This window comes from Pseudomonas viciae (genome assembly GCF_004786035.1).
Lineage (GTDB): Bacteria > Pseudomonadota > Gammaproteobacteria > Pseudomonadales > Pseudomonadaceae > Aquipseudomonas > Aquipseudomonas viciae.
On record NZ_CP035088.1, the window covers coordinates 2234379 to 2250354 of the forward strand.

Annotated in this window: 13 protein-coding genes; 8 read left to right on the top strand and 5 right to left on the bottom strand. The window is 61.0% G+C overall.

Annotated features, from left to right (window positions below; genetic code table 11):
* The first annotated feature begins 214 nt into the window (after nt 1–214).
* From EPZ47_RS10260 to EPZ47_RS10270, 3 genes are all read left to right on the top strand, one after another.
* Nucleotides 215–940 carry a hypothetical protein gene (locus EPZ47_RS10260; protein WP_238346750.1) on the top strand — a complete coding sequence of 242 codons (726 nt, stop codon included), beginning with the start codon at nt 215–217 and terminating at the stop codon, nt 938–940.
* Nucleotides 941–1050: 110 nt separating this feature from the next.
* Nucleotides 1051–1836: a sulfite exporter TauE/SafE family protein gene (locus EPZ47_RS10265; protein WP_135844658.1), complete on the top strand. Its 786-nt coding sequence runs from the start codon at nt 1051–1053 to the stop codon at nt 1834–1836.
* 187 nt (nt 1837–2023) lie between these two features.
* Nucleotides 2024–2572, top strand: a complete 549-nt coding sequence (locus EPZ47_RS10270; RefSeq protein ID WP_135844659.1) for a DUF4174 domain-containing protein — start codon at nt 2024–2026, stop codon at nt 2570–2572.
* A gap of 78 nt (nt 2573–2650) precedes the next feature.
* Here EPZ47_RS10270 and ampC read toward each other — a convergent pair whose 3' ends face one another.
* Nucleotides 2651–3799, bottom strand: coding sequence for a class C beta-lactamase (gene ampC, locus EPZ47_RS10275; RefSeq protein ID WP_135844660.1), 1149 nt, complete (start codon nt 3797–3799; stop codon nt 2651–2653).
* A 251-nt stretch (nt 3800–4050) separates the two neighbouring features.
* On the opposite strand from ampC, the gene EPZ47_RS10280 reads away from it, so the two are divergent.
* Together EPZ47_RS10280 and EPZ47_RS10285 are read left to right on the top strand one after the other, a co-directional pair.
* Nucleotides 4051–4929 carry a Dyp-type peroxidase gene (locus tag EPZ47_RS10280; RefSeq protein WP_135844661.1) on the top strand — a complete coding sequence of 293 codons (879 nt, stop codon included), beginning with the start codon at nt 4051–4053 and terminating at the stop codon, nt 4927–4929.
* A 79-nt stretch (nt 4930–5008) separates the two neighbouring features.
* Nucleotides 5009–5755, top strand: a complete 747-nt coding sequence (locus EPZ47_RS10285) for an SDR family oxidoreductase (protein WP_135844662.1) — start codon at nt 5009–5011, stop codon at nt 5753–5755.
* A 150-nt stretch (nt 5756–5905) separates the two neighbouring features.
* Here the strand turns inward: EPZ47_RS10285 and mapR are convergent, their stop codons facing one another.
* The 3 genes from mapR to EPZ47_RS10300 form a co-directional block, all read right to left on the bottom strand.
* Nucleotides 5906–7315 carry a GntR family transcriptional regulator MpaR gene (mapR, locus tag EPZ47_RS10290; protein ID WP_135844663.1) on the bottom strand — a complete coding sequence of 470 codons (1410 nt, stop codon included), beginning with the start codon at nt 7313–7315 and terminating at the stop codon, nt 5906–5908.
* 97 nt (nt 7316–7412) lie between these two features.
* The gene (ccoG, locus tag EPZ47_RS10295) at nt 7413–8825 is read right to left on the bottom strand and encodes a cytochrome c oxidase accessory protein CcoG (RefSeq protein ID WP_135844664.1); all 1413 of its coding nucleotides are present in this window, start codon (nt 8823–8825) and stop codon (nt 7413–7415) included.
* Nucleotides 8826–9038: 213 nt separating this feature from the next.
* The gene (locus tag EPZ47_RS10300) at nt 9039–9278 is read right to left on the bottom strand and encodes a DUF3203 family protein (protein WP_135844665.1); all 240 of its coding nucleotides are present in this window, start codon (nt 9276–9278) and stop codon (nt 9039–9041) included.
* 137 nt (nt 9279–9415) lie between these two features.
* Here EPZ47_RS10300 and EPZ47_RS10305 point away from each other — a divergent pair, with 137 nt between their 5' ends.
* Complete coding sequence (locus EPZ47_RS10305; protein ID WP_135844666.1) at nt 9416–9916, top strand: MgtC/SapB family protein; 501 nt, start codon at nt 9416–9418, stop codon at nt 9914–9916.
* Nucleotides 9917–10043: 127 nt separating this feature from the next.
* Here the strand turns inward: EPZ47_RS10305 and EPZ47_RS10310 are convergent, their stop codons facing one another.
* Complete coding sequence (locus EPZ47_RS10310; protein WP_135844667.1) at nt 10044–10229, bottom strand: hypothetical protein; 186 nt, start codon at nt 10227–10229, stop codon at nt 10044–10046.
* Between the two features lie 211 nt (nt 10230–10440).
* Between EPZ47_RS10310 and EPZ47_RS10315 the strand changes: the two genes are divergently transcribed.
* Both EPZ47_RS10315 and treS read left to right on the top strand, forming a co-directional pair.
* On the top strand, nt 10441–12438 hold the full coding sequence (locus tag EPZ47_RS10315; protein WP_135844668.1) for an alpha-1,4-glucan--maltose-1-phosphate maltosyltransferase: 1998 nt from the start codon (nt 10441–10443) through the stop codon (nt 12436–12438).
* A gap of 187 nt (nt 12439–12625) precedes the next feature.
* The gene (treS, locus tag EPZ47_RS10320) at nt 12626–15955 is read left to right on the top strand and encodes a maltose alpha-D-glucosyltransferase (RefSeq protein WP_135844669.1); all 3330 of its coding nucleotides are present in this window, start codon (nt 12626–12628) and stop codon (nt 15953–15955) included.
* Nucleotides 15956–15976 lie beyond the last annotated feature (21 nt).

The following is a 15976-nucleotide window of genomic DNA, read 5'->3' on the forward strand; positions in this document are numbered from 1 at the left end:
GGGTTTAGAAGAGGATTTATAGCCATAAATAGAGATATATCAATTAAAAAGTAAGACTAATTGAACGGGCGAGTCTAGCCAGGGAGGGAAGGTTTTTCGCCGGGCACTGCACTTTTGCGCTTTTTGCCGCTCTATCCATGGCCTGGAAGCGGCGACCCCCGTGGCTTCCCCATGCTCAGACCGAGACTCGATGGCCGGTGCTTTTTATTCCGTGATGATGTTGCGACGTCGCTGTCCGGCGTTGTTGGTCGGTGTGTTGCTGCTGCTCAGCGGCGGTTGCAGCCACCAGCAGGGGCAGGACATGGTCACTCAGTTCAGCAACGCCAGGCCCCAGGAGTTCTTGCAGACCAGCGTCGACCGCATGGCCACGCTGTCGATGCGCGACAACCTGCAAAGTCTTTATCTGCTGATGAGCAAGCTGTACCTGCGCAACCCCGAGGAACTGCGAAAATCCGGCTTTCTCGACGCTCGCGCCGCCGAGAAACAGGTGCGCATGGCCATCGAGCAGCAACAACCCTTGCCCACCCTGGGGGGCAAGAAAGACCTGGCCGCCCTGAGCTATGCCATGAGCCCGGAGTTCCTCGGCGATCGGGTCGGTGCGTTCATCTATGCCATCGGCAGCATGCTGGTCACGGCCCATGGCAATCGCCTGGAGTTCTACATGACCGATGCCATCGACCCGCGCTTTGTCAATAACGCGGCCCGCAATATCGAAAAGGCCACCTGGTTGCTGAGCCAGCGACAGAACAAGGCCGGCCAGCCGTTGCTGTTTTCCAACGAGATCTCGGAGGAGGGCAGCAACCTGAGTTTCGCCGTGGAATTCGGAAAAATCGTTGCGCGCCTGGACCTGCTGACTCAGATGCTGGACGAGCGTTACCGGCGGATCGGGCTGAACTACGCCCAGAGCCTGTTGTTCCTGAACTTCCTGCCGGTTCAGTGAGTTGATAATGAAAAAGGAATAAAGATAGATCACATCGATATAGGTGGTTATAAGAAAAATCGCTATGCTCGCGGCCAGATTTTCCACGCGGTCGCGCTGAGACGGGTTTAATGGATTTCGGTAATGTCGGTTTAGTCGTAGCAGGCCTGGTGGTCGGTTTCATCGTCGGGATGACCGGCGTCGGTGGCGGTTCGCTGATGACCCCCATTCTGTTGTGGTTCGGTATCAACCCTGCGACTGCGGTAGGTACGGACTTGCTGTACGCGGCCATTACCAAATCTGGCGGTGTCCTGGTTCATGCCAGGAATCGCAACATCGACTGGGCCATTACTGGCTGGCTGACCTTGGGCAGCGTGCCGGCGGTCGGCTTGACGCTGTGGTTTCTCAGCAGCCTGCACAGTTCGCCCGACGCCATGAACGCGGTGATCAAGCAAGCCCTGGGCTTTGTCTTGTTCGCCACCGCCCTGGCGATCCTGTTCAAGAAACGCCTGCTGCAATTCGCCCATGATCGCGCTGGCGGTCACTACAACCCCACTGGCACAAGACTTAACGTGCTTACGGTTGTCACCGGCCTGGTGCTGGGCACCATGGTTGCGTTGACCTCCATCGGTGCCGGGGCCCTGGGCACCGTCGCGTTGTTCATTCTCTACCCGTTCCTGGTCACCAAGCGCCTGGTGGGCACCGAAATCGCCCACGCCGTGCCACTGACGTTGGTCGCGGGCCTTGGCCACGCGAGCATGGGCAACATGGACTGGCACATCCTTGGCTACTTGCTGGTCGGTTCGTTGCCGGGGATCTACCTGGGTAGCCATTTGTCCGGGCGCATCTCTGACGAGGTACTGCGCCCGTGCCTGGCGGTGATGCTGGCGATGATCGGGTTCAAGTTGGCGTTCTGACACTGCCCCCCCCGCTCCCACAATAGTCCCTTCTGGCTTCAGTACCGAAGTCGTCTGCTCCTCGCCCGGTTGCGCAATGAACCCTCTAGCCTAAGCTTCAAGGCAGGCAGGCGTAGTATTGGGCGAGTCGCGGAACAATCGCCGCCATGCGCAATCAGTACAGCGTAGATATCAAAAGGAGAGGCGCATGCTCATTCGGTCGTTGACCTTCGCTACCTTGCTGGCTGTCGCCGGCCCCCTGTTCGCCGCGGATGGCGACCCACCCCTGGAGGCGGAGAAGGGCAAGACCCGGCCCCTGATCGTCATCGCCCCCAGCACTGTCGACCCCGCCTGGGTCAGCCTGAAAAAAGCCTTGGACGAGCCGGCCGGCAAGCAGGGCTTTGCCGAGCGCAACATGGTGCTCTACACCATCCTCAACACTATCGGCCAGCGTGATGGCAAAGACTTGGACCCACAAAGCACCATGGCGTTGATCCGTTCACTCAGGTTGGGCGCCGGTGCCCAGACCAAGGTCATCCTGGTGGGCAAGGACGGGGAAAAGAAGTTGGAGCATTCCGGGGCGATCGAACTGAAAGACGTCTTTGATGCCGTCGATAAACTGCCTGCGGCAGAAAAGGAGGCGACACCTCCCGCCCCACCTCCCGCACCGGAACCTGTGCCGACCAAGGATGCGAAGGGCGCCAAGGCTGGCAAGGCAGTCAAACCGTCCGCTGCGCCGAAGCCGTTGGATGATTGAGCCTTAAGGCTGATGAGACCCTTGTGGCGAGGGAGCAAGCTCCCTCGCCACAGCAAGCTTCCCTCGCGTACGCGTTGCTTATTGCCCATCCAGTGCAGTGAGGATCCGGTACGCCACTTTCACCCGTTCCTCATTCGGATAGTTCTTGTTCGCCAGCAACACAATCCCCATGTTCTTGCCGGGCACGAACGCGGCATAGGCGCCAAAACCGCGGGTCGACCCGGTCTTGTTGATCCAGGCGTCGTCCGGCGCAGGCCGTGGTGGATCGAGAGGTTCTACTGTGTTGGGCTCCATGGCCATCTGTGTCGAGTTGCCGGCCAGTAACTGTTCCAAAGTGAGAGGGTAAGGGTAGAGCTCCCAACCCAGGCCCTGGGTCATCCCGCCTACGGTGTAGAACCCGGTGTGGGTCGTGGCAATGGCTTGGTGCAGATCGGCGTCCAGTTTTTCAGGCCGCAGGTTGGCCTCGACGAAACGAATCAGATCAGATGAGCTGGTTTTCACCCCGTAAGCCTCGGAATCCATCGCGCCGGGCCCGACCCGGACGGCTTCGCCGTCCTTTGCGTAGCCCTGGGCGTATCGGTTCTGTTGATCCTTCGGCACCCGCACATAACTGTGTTTGAGCCCCAATCCCGGCATCAGCGTGTGTTCCATCAGCTCATCGAATGGCTGGCCCAGGCTGCGGGCTGCCAGATAGCCGAACAATCCGATGCTCGGGTTTGAATAGAGCCGCTGAGTGCCGGCCGGGTAGAGCGGTTTCCAGGTCTTGTAATAACTGAACATCCGGTCTGGATGGTCCGCGTCCTCGGGAAACTGCAAAGGCAGGCCGCCGGGGGTGTAGGTGGCGAGGTTGAGCAGGCTGATGCCCTCGAAGGCGCTCCCGCGCAGTTCGGGGGCGAAGCGACTGGCCGGGTCCGACAGGGACAGTTTGCCACGGGCCTGGGCATAGGCCCCGAGCGTCGCGGTGAAGGTCTTGCTGACTGAGCCGATCTCGAAGAGGGTCTGGTCGGTCACCGGTTTTTTCGTATCTTTGGAGGCCACGCCGTAATTGAAGTAATGCCGTTGACCGTTGTAGGTCACCGCAACGGCCATGCCAGCGATGTCCTGTTGTTTCATCAGAGGCTGGATAGCGGCATTGACCGTGTCCTCCAGGCTGTCCTGGGCCAAGGCTGGCGTGAGGCCACAGCACAGAAAGAAAGTACCTGCGAGTATCGATTTGGCAATGTGCATGTCTGACCGCTCTCCATGGATGGTTCCAGCCGCTCCGCATCCGGAGCGCCTGAGGGGGGCTCAATCTAGGGAGTTTTCGGTTGGCTGGCAATCGGCTGTCGTGTGGCCCAAACCCGCTTGCGAGTCGTCCGACTGGGGCATAGGAGAGTTCCTACGAAAAACTTTGATGTCCGGGCGTTCCACGGTCGTATGGCAAACCACACAAACTCACGGGCGCCGGGTAAACTTGCGCTCTTTCTAAAGGAGTCGACATGAGCTACTACCAGCCCGGCATTCTTGCCACCCCTGTTCCGCCTCAGGCCCGTCACTTGTTTTTTGCCCTGGAATCGGTCGAGGCGCTGCCGGCTGCGATAGACAGGCTCCTGTTGCTGGTCGATGGTCGTGCAGTGATTGGCTTCGGTGAGTCGCTGGTCCAGGCGCTGGGTGCCCAGATCGAAGGCCTGCGGGCATTTCCGGCACTGGCTGGTGTCGGCGTGGACAACCCTTCGACCCAGCACGCGCTGTGGTGCTGGTTGCACGGCGAGGACCGCGGCGAGCTGCTGCACCGCAGCCGCGCCATCGAGGCGGCGCTGGCCCCGGCGTTGCGCCTGGTGCAGATGAACGAAACCTTCCGCCACATGACCGGCCATGACCTGACGGGTTATGAAGATGGCACCGAAAACCCGCATGACGAAGCAGCTGTCGCCGCAGCCCTGGCCCAAGGCGTCGACGGCGTGCGTGGTGGCAGTTTTGCCGCGATCCAGCAGTGGCAACACGATTTGGACGGTTTCGCCGCCATGCAGCCTCACGAGCGCGACAACATCATGGGCCGGCGCTTGAGCGACAACGAGGAAATCGACGAAGCGCCGGAGTCGGCCCACGTCAAACGCACCGCCCAGGAAAGCTTCGCGCCGGAGGCCTTCGTCGTGCGCCGCTCCATGCCGTGGATCGAGGGCGATCGCGCCGGTCTGATGTTTCTGGCGTTTGGTTTCTCCCTCGACGCTTTTGAAGCGCAACTGCGGCGCATGAGTGGTCTGGAGGACGGCATCACCGACGGTCTGTATCGCATGAGCCGGCCGATCACCGGCGGTTACTACTGGTGCCCGCCGCTGCTGGACGGGCGCCTGGACCTGCGCGCCCTGGCCCGGTAAGCGCAGCGGTTTGTGCAAAGCGTGACGTGAACGCTATCCTTGGGGGCGCACGTCTATCCGTGGAACGGGGGAAGCAAACGTGGATAAAGTCATCGTCATTACCGGTGGCGGCCGCGGAATCGGAGCGGCCACGGCGCTGTTGGCCGCCGAACTGGGTTACCGGATCTGCATCAACTACCAGTCCGATGAAAGCGCCGCGCAGGAGGTGCTTGAGCATGTCCGGGCCAAGGGGGCGCAGGCGATTGCCGTGCGTGCCGACGTGAGCATCGAAGACGAAGTGATCGCGCTGTTCCACCGGGTGGACGCCGAACTCGGCCGCGTCACGGCGCTGGTGAACAATGCCGGCACGGTCGCCCAGAAGTCCCGGCTCGATGAAATGTCCGAGTTCCGCATTCTCAAGATCCTGAAGACCAATGTGCTGGGACCGATTCTATGTGCCAAGCACGCGGTGCTGCGCATGTCGCCCCGCCATGGCGGGCAGGGCGGTAGCATCGTCAACGTCTCGTCCGTGGCCGCCCGCCTGGGTTCCCCGAATGAGTACGTTGATTACGCGGCCTCCAAGGGCGCACTGGACACCTTCACCATTGGCCTGTCCAAGGAAGTGGCCGGCGAAGGCATTCGCGTCAACGCCGTTCGCCCGGGTTATATCTACACCGATTTCCATGCCCTCAGTGGTGATCCGGACCGGGTCAGCAAGCTGGAATCGGCGATCCCCATGGCCCGGGGCGGCCGTCCGGACGAAGTGGCCGAAGCGATTATCTGGCTGCTGTCGGACAAGGCTTCGTATGCGACCGGGACGTTTGTGGATTTGGGGGGCGGGCGCTAAACCTCTGGTTTGTCGTTGTCAGTATCGACCTCTTCGCGAGCAAGCCCGCTCCCACCCTGGACTGCGGTGAACCAATGATTGTGGCCGCACAGCAAATCCAATGTGGGAGCGGGCTTGCTCGCGAAGGCGATAGCCAGATCGACACAGCAGTCAAAACGATCGAATAATCCGCCCCAACGTCTCCATCGCCTTCTCCGACACTTCGGTCCACGGGCTGCCGTAGTTCAGGCGGATGCAGTTCCTGAAACGCCGGGTCGGTGAAAAAATCGGCCCCGGGGCGATGCTGATGCCTTGGGCCAGGGCCATCTGGAACAGTTTCAGCGAGTCCATCTGTTCCGGCAGTTCCAGCCACAGGAAATAACCACCCGCCGGCTGGCTGACGCGGGTCTGGGCTGGAAAGTAGCGGGCGATGGCGGCGAGCATGGCGCTTTGCTGTTCTTCCAGGGCGTAACGCAGTTTGCGCAGATGACGGTCATAGCCGCCGTGTTGCAGGTAGTCGGCGATGGCGACCTGGGCCGGCATCGAGGCACACAGTGACGTCATGAGTTTGAGCCGTTCGATCTTCTGTGCGTAGCGCCCGGCGGCGACCCAGCCGATGCGATAGCCTGGCGCCAGGCTCTTGGCGAAGGAACCGCAGTGCATCACCAGCCCTTCGGTGTCGAACGCCTTGGCCGGTTTGGGGGCCTGCTGGCCGTAATAGAGTTCGGCGTAGACATCGTCTTCGATCAGCGGCACCTGATGGCGGCGCAGCAGCTCAACCAAGGCCTGTTTCCTTTCCTCGGGCATGGTCGCGCCCATGGGGTTCTGGAAACTGGTCATGCACCAGCAGGCCTTGATCGGATGGCGTTCCAGCGTCTGTGCCAACACGTCCAGGTCGATGCCGTCGCGCGGATGGACGGGGATTTCAACGGCCTTGAGCTTGAGCCGTTCCAACACTTGCAGGCTGGCGTAGAACGCCGGCGCTTCGATCGCCACCAGGTCTCCGGGCTCGGTCACCGCTTGCAGGCACAGGTTCAAGGCTTCCAGGGCGCCGTTGGTGACCAGCAGTTCCTCCATGGGCAGCATCAGCCCACCGACCATGTAGCGCAGGGCAATCTGTCGACGCAGTTGCGGGTTGCCCGGTGACATGTCCGTGACCACCATGCGCGGGTCCATATCCCGGGTGGCGCTGGACAGCGAGCGGGACAACCGTTGCAGTGGAAACAGCATCGGGCTGGGGAACGCCGAGCCGAACGGTACGGTGGTCGGATCCTTGATCGAGTCCAGCACGGAAAACACCAGCTCGCTGACGTCGACTTCGGTGGATTCGTGCACATGGCTGCTGACCGCCGGTTCGGAAAACGGGTTCGGCGCATGGGTGTTGACGAAGTAGCCCGAGCGTGGCCGAGCCCGGATCAGGCCGCGGCGCTCCAGCAGGTAATAGGCCTGGAACACCGTGGACGGGCTGACACCGTAGGTCTGGCTGGCGTAGCGAACCGATGGCACACGCTGACCCGGGCCCAGCATGCCGGAACGGATCAGTTCAGCGATGTCGTCGGCGAATTTTTCGTAGCGTTTCATTGCGGGCCCAGCCTTGAGTGACACATGGTTTGCGCTTTTAAACTGTGGGAGAGCCCGTGGGAGCAAAGCTCCCATAGGTGCTCGGCATCTTAAAGCTTCACCGATTCATCGGCGCGACAAAACGGCTCTTGGCCACGCTGTAGATGTCAGGCTCGTCACTGTCTGCCACCTTGAAGGTCATTTCCCGAGAGCCGCGTTCAGGCCGTTCGCTGAGCATCGCCACCGACACCGGCACATCGACAATTTCCCCCGGAGCCAGGCTCAGCTGCGTCTTGCCTTGCAGGAGGAAGCCGTCGCCGTCCACCAGGGACAGTTCATAGTCCTGGCGCTGCTGGGTCTTGTTGATGATTTTCAGGCTGTAGATGTTTTCGATCTGGCCAGCGCTGTTTTCGCGGAACAGGCCTCGGTCCTTGCTCACGTCCAGCGACACCATGGACCGCTCCACCAACGCGAGGGCCAGCGCGCCGATCATCACCAGCAACACGGCGGTATAGCCGATCAGCCGAGGCCGTAGCAGATGGGTCTTGCCGCCTTGCAGCTGATGTTCGGAGGTGTATTTGATCAGGCCGCGGGCATACCCCATCTTGTCCATGATCGAGTCGCAGGCGTCGATGCACGCTGCGCAGCCGATGCATTCCATTTGCAAACCGTCACGGATGTCGATGCCGGTGGGGCAGACCTGCACACACATCTGGCAGTCGATGCAATCGCCCAGGCCAATATTGGCCGGGTTCACTTCGCGTTTGCGCGGGCCGCGGATTTCGCCACGGACCGTGTCATAGGAAATGGTCAGCGTGTCCTTGTCGAACATCACGCTCTGGAACCGTGCATAGGGGCACATGTGCATGCACACCGCTTCACGCAGCCAGCCGGCGTTGAGGTAGGTGGCCGCAGTAAAGAACAGCACCCAGAACAAACTGACGCCGGCCATTTGCAGGGTCAGCAGCTCTTCGGCCAGCGGTCGGATCGGTGTGAAGTAGCCGACGAAGGTCAGACCGGTAAGCAAACTGATGGCCAGCCACAGCGTGTGCTTGGCCGAGCGGCGCAGCAGTTTATTCAGGCCCCAGGGCGCGGCTTGCAGCTTGATCCGCTGGTTGCGCTCGCCCTCGGTGATTTTCTCGCACCACATGAAAATCCAGGTCCAGGAGCTTTGTGGGCAGGTGTAGCCGCACCACACGCGACCGGCGAACACGGTAATCGCGAACAGCCCGAAGGCGGCGATGATCAACAAGGCCGACAACAGGATGAAATCCTGGGGCCAGAAGGTCGCGCCAAAGATGTGGAATTTGCTCTCGGAAAGGTCCCAGAGCACCGCTTGGCGGTCGCCCCAGTTCAGCCAGGCTGTGCCGAAAAACAGCAGGAACAGAACCCCCGCACCGCTTATGCGCAAGGTGCGAAACAAGCCGGTGAAGCTGCGGGTGTGGATCAGTTTATCAGTGGTCTTGGCCTTGATCTTTGGTGGCGAGGGTTCGAAGGTCTGTATCAACTGGACGGGGATTCTATCGCTCATGGTCGGTCGCTCATCAGCCTCTATCTGGCCGGCGCACTATGACCATGGAACTGTTTGCATAACAGACTCAGATGTTTAGATAAAAACCGGATCAGATGCCAGAAAACCCCGGCCCTGCGACACTTTGATGCACTCAAGGATAGCCGAACAAGCCTTTGTGGCGAGGGCGCTTGCTTGCTCGCCACAGGTGGGGGCTTTTCTCGTTACAGGGATTCAGATCACCGAATCGCTGTCAGTGGCCTTGAGGTGTTTGCGTCCATCAACTGCCCCGGCTACGGTCAAGGCGTCGGCTTCGGTCTCGGTGATATAGACCCGCTCGCCGTTGACATCCACGGCTGACATGGCTTTGTCCGAATCAGTCACGATGATCAGCTCGCTGGCAGGGCGCAGTTGTTCCGTCCCGTTGTCGGTTGTGAAATGGCAGGTCTTGTCTTCGTCGATTTTCTCAAGCATGACGTCACTCCTTCCTGAATGTCCTGAACGTTAGGCGTCACCCCATCGCCGGGGTTCGACGCGGCTGATCAGCGGTCAAGCGCACCTCTGCCGCCGCCTGCGGTCCATCATTTAATCGATTGAAAAGAGGACGACTCATGGACGCCTGGTGGCATGAAGTCTGGATGACCTTGCAAGCGGAATTCGCCGACATCACCGATGCCCAACAGATGACCCGGGTCACGGTGCGCCTGCTGATGGCGGCGCTGCTGGGCGGTATCCTGGGTTTCGAACGCGAGCACAAGGGCAAGGCCGCCGGTGTGCGCACGCATATGCTGGTGGCGCTGGGGGCCGCGTTGTTCGTGCTGGTGCCGCAGATGTCCGGCTCTCAGGCCGACGCCATGAGCCGGGTCATTCAAGGCGTTGTCGCGGGCATCGGCTTTCTTGGGGCCGGCACCATCCTGAAAAGCAACGACGGCGACGAAAGCCACGTGAAGGGCCTGACCACCGCCGCCGGCCTGTGGATGACCGCCGCCATCGGCGTCGCCGCCGGGCTGGGCCGAGAGGCGACGGCCGTGCTGAGCACCTTGCTGGCGTTGGCGATCTTCAGTGTGATGCCGGTGATCATCCGGGCGCTGGAGAGGGAGGACAAGCCGTGACCGCGATCTCTAGCCAGAACACAAGCCAAAGTGGGAGCGGGCTTGCTCGCGAAAGCGCTGTGTCAGTCGACGAAACCTAGCCTGACACACCGCCTTCGCGAGCAAGCCCGCTCCCACAGGTTTTCTGTTATCCACTAGGCTGTTGATCAAACCCGCTCTCCGGCGGCGCCTCGCTTGGCGGATCGCCCAGCGGCGGCTGTGGATCCAGTGGCGGGTCTTGCTCCGGAATCGGTTCCGGATCAGGGCCGGGTGGCGGCAAGGTGGGATCGTCAATGTTCGGGTCGGGTGTTTCGGCCGGGATGGGAATATTCATCGGGACGGTTCTCCATAACGCATATGGCTTGAGTCGTGCTTATTGTTGTTGACCACCCCGCACCGGGTTTGATCCCGGAAGGCCTCTGGGCAAATCCCGCTGAACTTTTAACCGCTGATTCGGTTCGGAGTTTAAGTGAGTTTTTTCAGGGACCCGTTGGGCCTTTACCGTCACAAGCGCGTCCATGGGGCGTAAAAAGGAGTGATGCTCGATGACTGCTGAATACCCGACTGACTTGGCCTCTACCCTGCACTTGCCGTTGTCCCAGGCCTTGTTGTTGCCGCGTATTGCAATTGAAAACACCATGCCGGTGATCGACGGCGGGCTATTCGCCGCCAAGGCCGTGGCCGGGCAAGACGTGACGGTGACCAGTAAAGTTTTCGCCGATGGCCACGATAAGTTGGCCGTGCACATCCGCTGGCGCGCGCTTGAAGACGAGGCGTGGAACCGCGAAGCGATGACCGATCTGGGCAATAACGGCTGGGGTGGCCAGTTCAACGTGCCGGAGCAAGGTCGCTATGTGTTCTGCATCGAAGCCTGGATCGATCAGTTCGCCAGCTTCCGCTACGAGCTGGAGAAGAAATTCGGCGCCGGGGTGCCTATCAGCCTGGAGCTGCAGGAGGGGCGCAACCAAGTGCAGATGGCCTCCGAGCGTAGCGACGGTGAGCTGAGCGAACAGTTGGCCGCGTTGCACCATGAACTCTCCGGCCTGTTGCCGGCCGAACAGGTTGCGTTGTTCCTGGCGCCTCGCAGTGCCGACCTGATGTCCCAGGCCGACCACCGACCTTACTTGAGCATCAGCCCTCAGTACCCGTTGGACGTGGAGCGCAAACTGGCCGAGTTTGCCAGTTGGTATGAGCTGTTCCCACGCTCGATCACTGATGATCCCGCCCGCCATGGCACGTTCAACGACGTGCATTCGCGCCTGGCGGTGATCCAGGACATGGGTTTTGACGTGTTGTATTTCCCGCCGATCCACCCCATCGGCCGCAGCTTCCGCAAAGGCCCGAACAATTCCCTTACGGCCGGGCCCGACGATCCGGGCAGCCCCTACGCCATCGGCAGCGAGGAGGGCGGGCACGAAGCGATTCACCCGCAATTGGGCTCCCGTGACGACTTCCGCCGCCTGGTGGCGGCAGCCGCCGACCATGGCCTGGAGATCGCTCTCGACTTCGCCATCCAGTGCTCCCAGGATCACCCGTGGCTCAAGCAGCATCCGGGCTGGTTCAGCTGGCGGCCGGACGGCACGATCAAATACGCGGAAAACCCGCCGAAGAAATACCAGGACATCGTCAACGTTGATTTCTACGCGGCGGATGCGATTCCCAGTCTGTGGCTGGAGCTACGGGACATTGTGGTGGGCTGGGTCAAAGAAGGCGTGAAGATATTCCGCGTCGACAATCCCCACACCAAGCCGTTGCCGTTCTGGCAGTGGCTGATCGCCGATGTGCGGGCTCAACACCCGGAAGTGATGTTCCTCGCCGAAGCCTTCACCACCCCGGCCATGATGGCCCGCTTGGGCAAGGTCGGCTATTCCCAGAGCTACACCTATTTCACCTGGCGCAACACCAAGGCCGAGCTGGCGACCTATTTCACCGAGCTCAACGAGTCGCCTTGGCGCGAATGCTACCGGCCCAATTTTTTCGTCAACACACCAGACATCAACCCGGCGTTTCTCCATGAATCGGGGCGGGCGGGCTTTTTGATCCGCGCAGCGCTGGCAACCATGGGCTCGGGCTTGTGGGGCATGTATTCAGGTTTCGAGTTGTGCGAATCGGCACCGGTGCCCGGCAAGGAGGAATACCTCGACTCGGAGAAGTACGAAATCCGCCCTCGAGACTTTACGGCGCCGGGCAACATTGTTGCCGAAATTGCCCAGCTCAACCGCATCCGCCGGCAGAACCCGGCGTTGCATACGCACTTGGGCCTGAAGGTCTACAACGCCTGGAACGACAACATTCTCTATTTCGGCAAGCGCACGCCTGACGGCAGCAATTTCATCCTGGTGGCGGTGAACCTCGATCCGCATAACCCGCAGGAAGCCAATTTCGAACTGCCGCTGTGGGAGATGGGCTTGCCGGACGATGCCGCGACCCAAGGCGAGGATTTGATGAGCGGCCATCGCTGGACCTGGTATGGCAAGTACCAGTTCATGCGGATTGACCCGGCGACCCAGCCGTTTGGGATCTGGCGGATCAGCCTGGCTTGACGCTGTGGGAGCAAGGCTTGCCCGCGATGAAGATGACGCGGTCTCTTGGAGAATCCAGGCGCCTGCATCGCGAGCAAGCTTTGCTCCCACAAAGCGGGGCGGCGCGACGTTTCGCTAAATCCCTCCGCCACAAAAAGACTTAACAAGCCTGTTCCCGCGGCTTTATTGAATTCATCAGGAGTTGCAAATGGCGAAGAAACCCCGGTCTGCCACCTTTATCAAAGACCCGCTCTGGTACAAGGACGCGGTGATTTATCAGGTCCACGTAAAATCCTATTTTGACTCCAATAACGACGGGATCGGGGACTTTCCCGGCCTGATCGAGAAGCTCGACTACATCGCCGATCTGGGCGTCAACACCATCTGGCTGCTGCCGTTCTACCCTTCGCCGCGTCGCGATGACGGCTACGACATTGCCGAGTACCGTGGCGTCAGCCCCGACTACGGCACCATGGCCGATGCGCGGCGCTTCATCGCTGAAGCCCACAAACGCAACCTGCGGGTCATCACCGAACTGGTCATCAACCACACCTCGGACCAGCATGCGTGGTTTCAGCGCGCGCGCAAGGCCAAGCCGGGTTCGGCGGCGCGGGACTTCTACGTCTGGTCCGACGACGACCACAAATACGATGGCACACGGATCATTTTCCTCGACACCGAGAAGTCCAACTGGACGTGGGACCCGGTAGCCGGCCAGTACTTCTGGCACCGTTTCTACTCCCACCAGCCCGACCTCAATTTCGATAACCCGCAGGTCATCAAGGCCGTGCTGTCGGTGATGCGCTACTGGCTGGACATGGGCATCGACGGCTTGCGCCTGGACGCCATCCCGTACCTGATCGAGCGCGACGGCACCAACAACGAAAACCTGCCCGAGACCCACGACGTCCTCAAGCAGATTCGTGCCGAGATCGACGCCAATTACCCCGACCGCATGTTGCTGGCCGAAGCCAACCAGTGGCCGGAAGACACCCAGCTGTATTTCGGTGATGTCGATGCCCAGGGTATGAACGGTGACGAATGCCACATGGCGTTCCACTTCCCGCTGATGCCGCGCATGTACATGGCGCTGGCCCAGGAAGACCGCTTCCCGATCACCGACATCCTGCGCCAGACCCCGGAGATTCCGGCCAATTGCCAGTGGGCGATTTTCCTGCGCAACCACGATGAACTGACCCTGGAGATGGTCACTGACAAGGAGCGCGATTACCTGTGGAATTATTACGCGGCCGACCGTCGGGCGCGGATCAACCTGGGGATTCGCCGGCGCCTGGCGCCGCTGATGGAGCGCGATCGTCGTCGCATTGAATTGCTCAACAGCCTGCTGCTGTCGATGCCTGGCACGCCGACTCTGTATTACGGCGATGAAATCGGCATGGGCGACAACATTTACCTGGGCGACCGCGATGGCGTGCGCACGCCGATGCAGTGGTCCATCGACCGCAACGGCGGCTTCTCGCGGGCCGACCCGGCCAGCCTGGTGCTGCCGCCGATCATGGACCCGCAATACGGCTACCAGTCGGTCAACGTCGAGACCCAGGCCGGCGATCCGCATTCGCTGCTCAACTGGACTCGTCGGATGCTGGCGGTGCGCAAGCAGTCGCAAGCCTTCGGCCGGGGCACGCTGAAAATGCTGTCGCCGAGCAACCGTCGGATCCTGGCCTACACCCGGGAATACACCAGCCCGGAAGGCAAGCACGAAATCATCCTCTGCGTGGCCAACGTGTCCCGCAGCGCCCAGGCTGCCGAGCTGGATCTGTCGGCCTACGCCGGCATGGTCCCGGTGGAGATGCTGGGGGGCAATGCCTTTCCGCCCATTGGCCAGCTGAATTTCCTGCTGACCCTACCGCCGTACGGTTTCTATTGGTTCGCCCTGGCGGCGGAAAACCAGATGCCGAGCTGGCACGTGGAACCGGCCCAGAGCCTGCCGGATTTCACCACGCTGGTGTTGAAAAAACGTCTGGAAGAGTTGCTCGAAGCGCCGTCGCGCACCACGTTGGAGCAAACCATCCTGCCGAGCTGGCTGCAGAACCGTCGTTGGTTCGCCGGCAAGGACAGCAAGATCGAGAAGGTCAATATCGTCTACGGCGTGCGCTTCGGTGATCCGCAGCACCCGGTGCTGCTCAGCGAAATCGACGTCACCAGTGCCGGCCAGACTCTGCGTTATCAACTGCCGTTCGGCCTGCTGCCTGAAGACCAGGTCGGGGCGGCGTTGCCACAGCAATTGGCGCTGTCGCGTGTTCGTCGGGTTCGCCAAGTCGGCCTGATCACCGATGCGTTCAGCCTGGAGAGCTTCGTGCGGGCCGTGCTGCAAGGCATGCAGAGCGCCACGGTGCTGCCATGCACCGAAGGTGAATTGCGTTTTGAGCCCACCGAAGGCCTGACCGCGTTGAACCTGGGGGCTGAGCCTGAGGTGCGTTACCTGTCCGCCGAGCAGTCCAACAGTTCGGTGGTGGTCGGCGGCAGCCTGGTGCTCAAACTGATCCGCAAAGTCGCTTCGGGCGTGCATCCGGAACTGGAGATGAGCGCCTATCTGACGGCCGCAGGCTTCAGCAATATCTCGCCGCTGTTGGGTTCGGTGATCCGCCGCGACGCCGAGGGCGAGGACGCGCTGCTGATGATTGCCCAGGGCTACCTGAGCAACCAGGGCGATGCTTGGGAATGGACCCAGAACAACCTTGAACGCGCATTGCGCGATGAATTGGCCGATGCCGTGTCCGAGCAGGAGCAGCATTACAACGCGTTGGGCGAGCTGAAGGATTTCGCCGGTATGCTCGGCCAACGCCTGGGGGAAATGCACCAGGTGCTGGCCAAGTCCACCGACGACCCAGACTTCGCGCCGCAGGCTACCAATGCCAAGGAAGCCCAGGCCATCGGCAAGGATGTGGCCGCTCAAGTGGAAAACGCTCTGCGCCTGCTCAAGCAGAATCAGAGTCAGTTGAACTCGACGGATCAAGCCATGGTCGCGCGTTTGCTCGAGCACAAGAAAACCGTCCTGGGCCACATTCAGGAACTGGCCAGCAAGGCCGCCGGTGGCTTGCGCATTCGCGTGCACGGCGACCTGCACCTGGGGCAGGTGCTGGTGATCAAGGGCGACGCCTACCTGATCGACTTCGAGGGCGAGCCGGCACGACCGTTGCACGAACGTCGGGGCAAGCACAGCCCGTACAAGGACGTCAGTGGTGTGCTGCGTTCCTTCGATTACGCGGCCGCCATGGCGATCCATTTGAACACTGTCGACAGCACCGCCGATGCCGATGCGGCGCGGCAGCGGGTGGCTGATCGTTATTTAAAAGAGGCCCGCGAGGCATTTGTTCAGGCATATCGACTGGCGGCAGCTAGTCTTGCTCATGAATGGAAGGATGCTGAAGGCGAAGACGCCGCGCTGGCGTTGTTCGGCCTGGAGAAGGCGGCCTATGAAGTGGCCTATGAAGCCGAGAATCGCCCCGCCTGGCTGCCCGTGCCATTGCACGGTCTGTACGGGTTATTGAGTGGGCTGAAACCCTTTTCCGATTAAGCCGGACCGATTTAGTGGAGA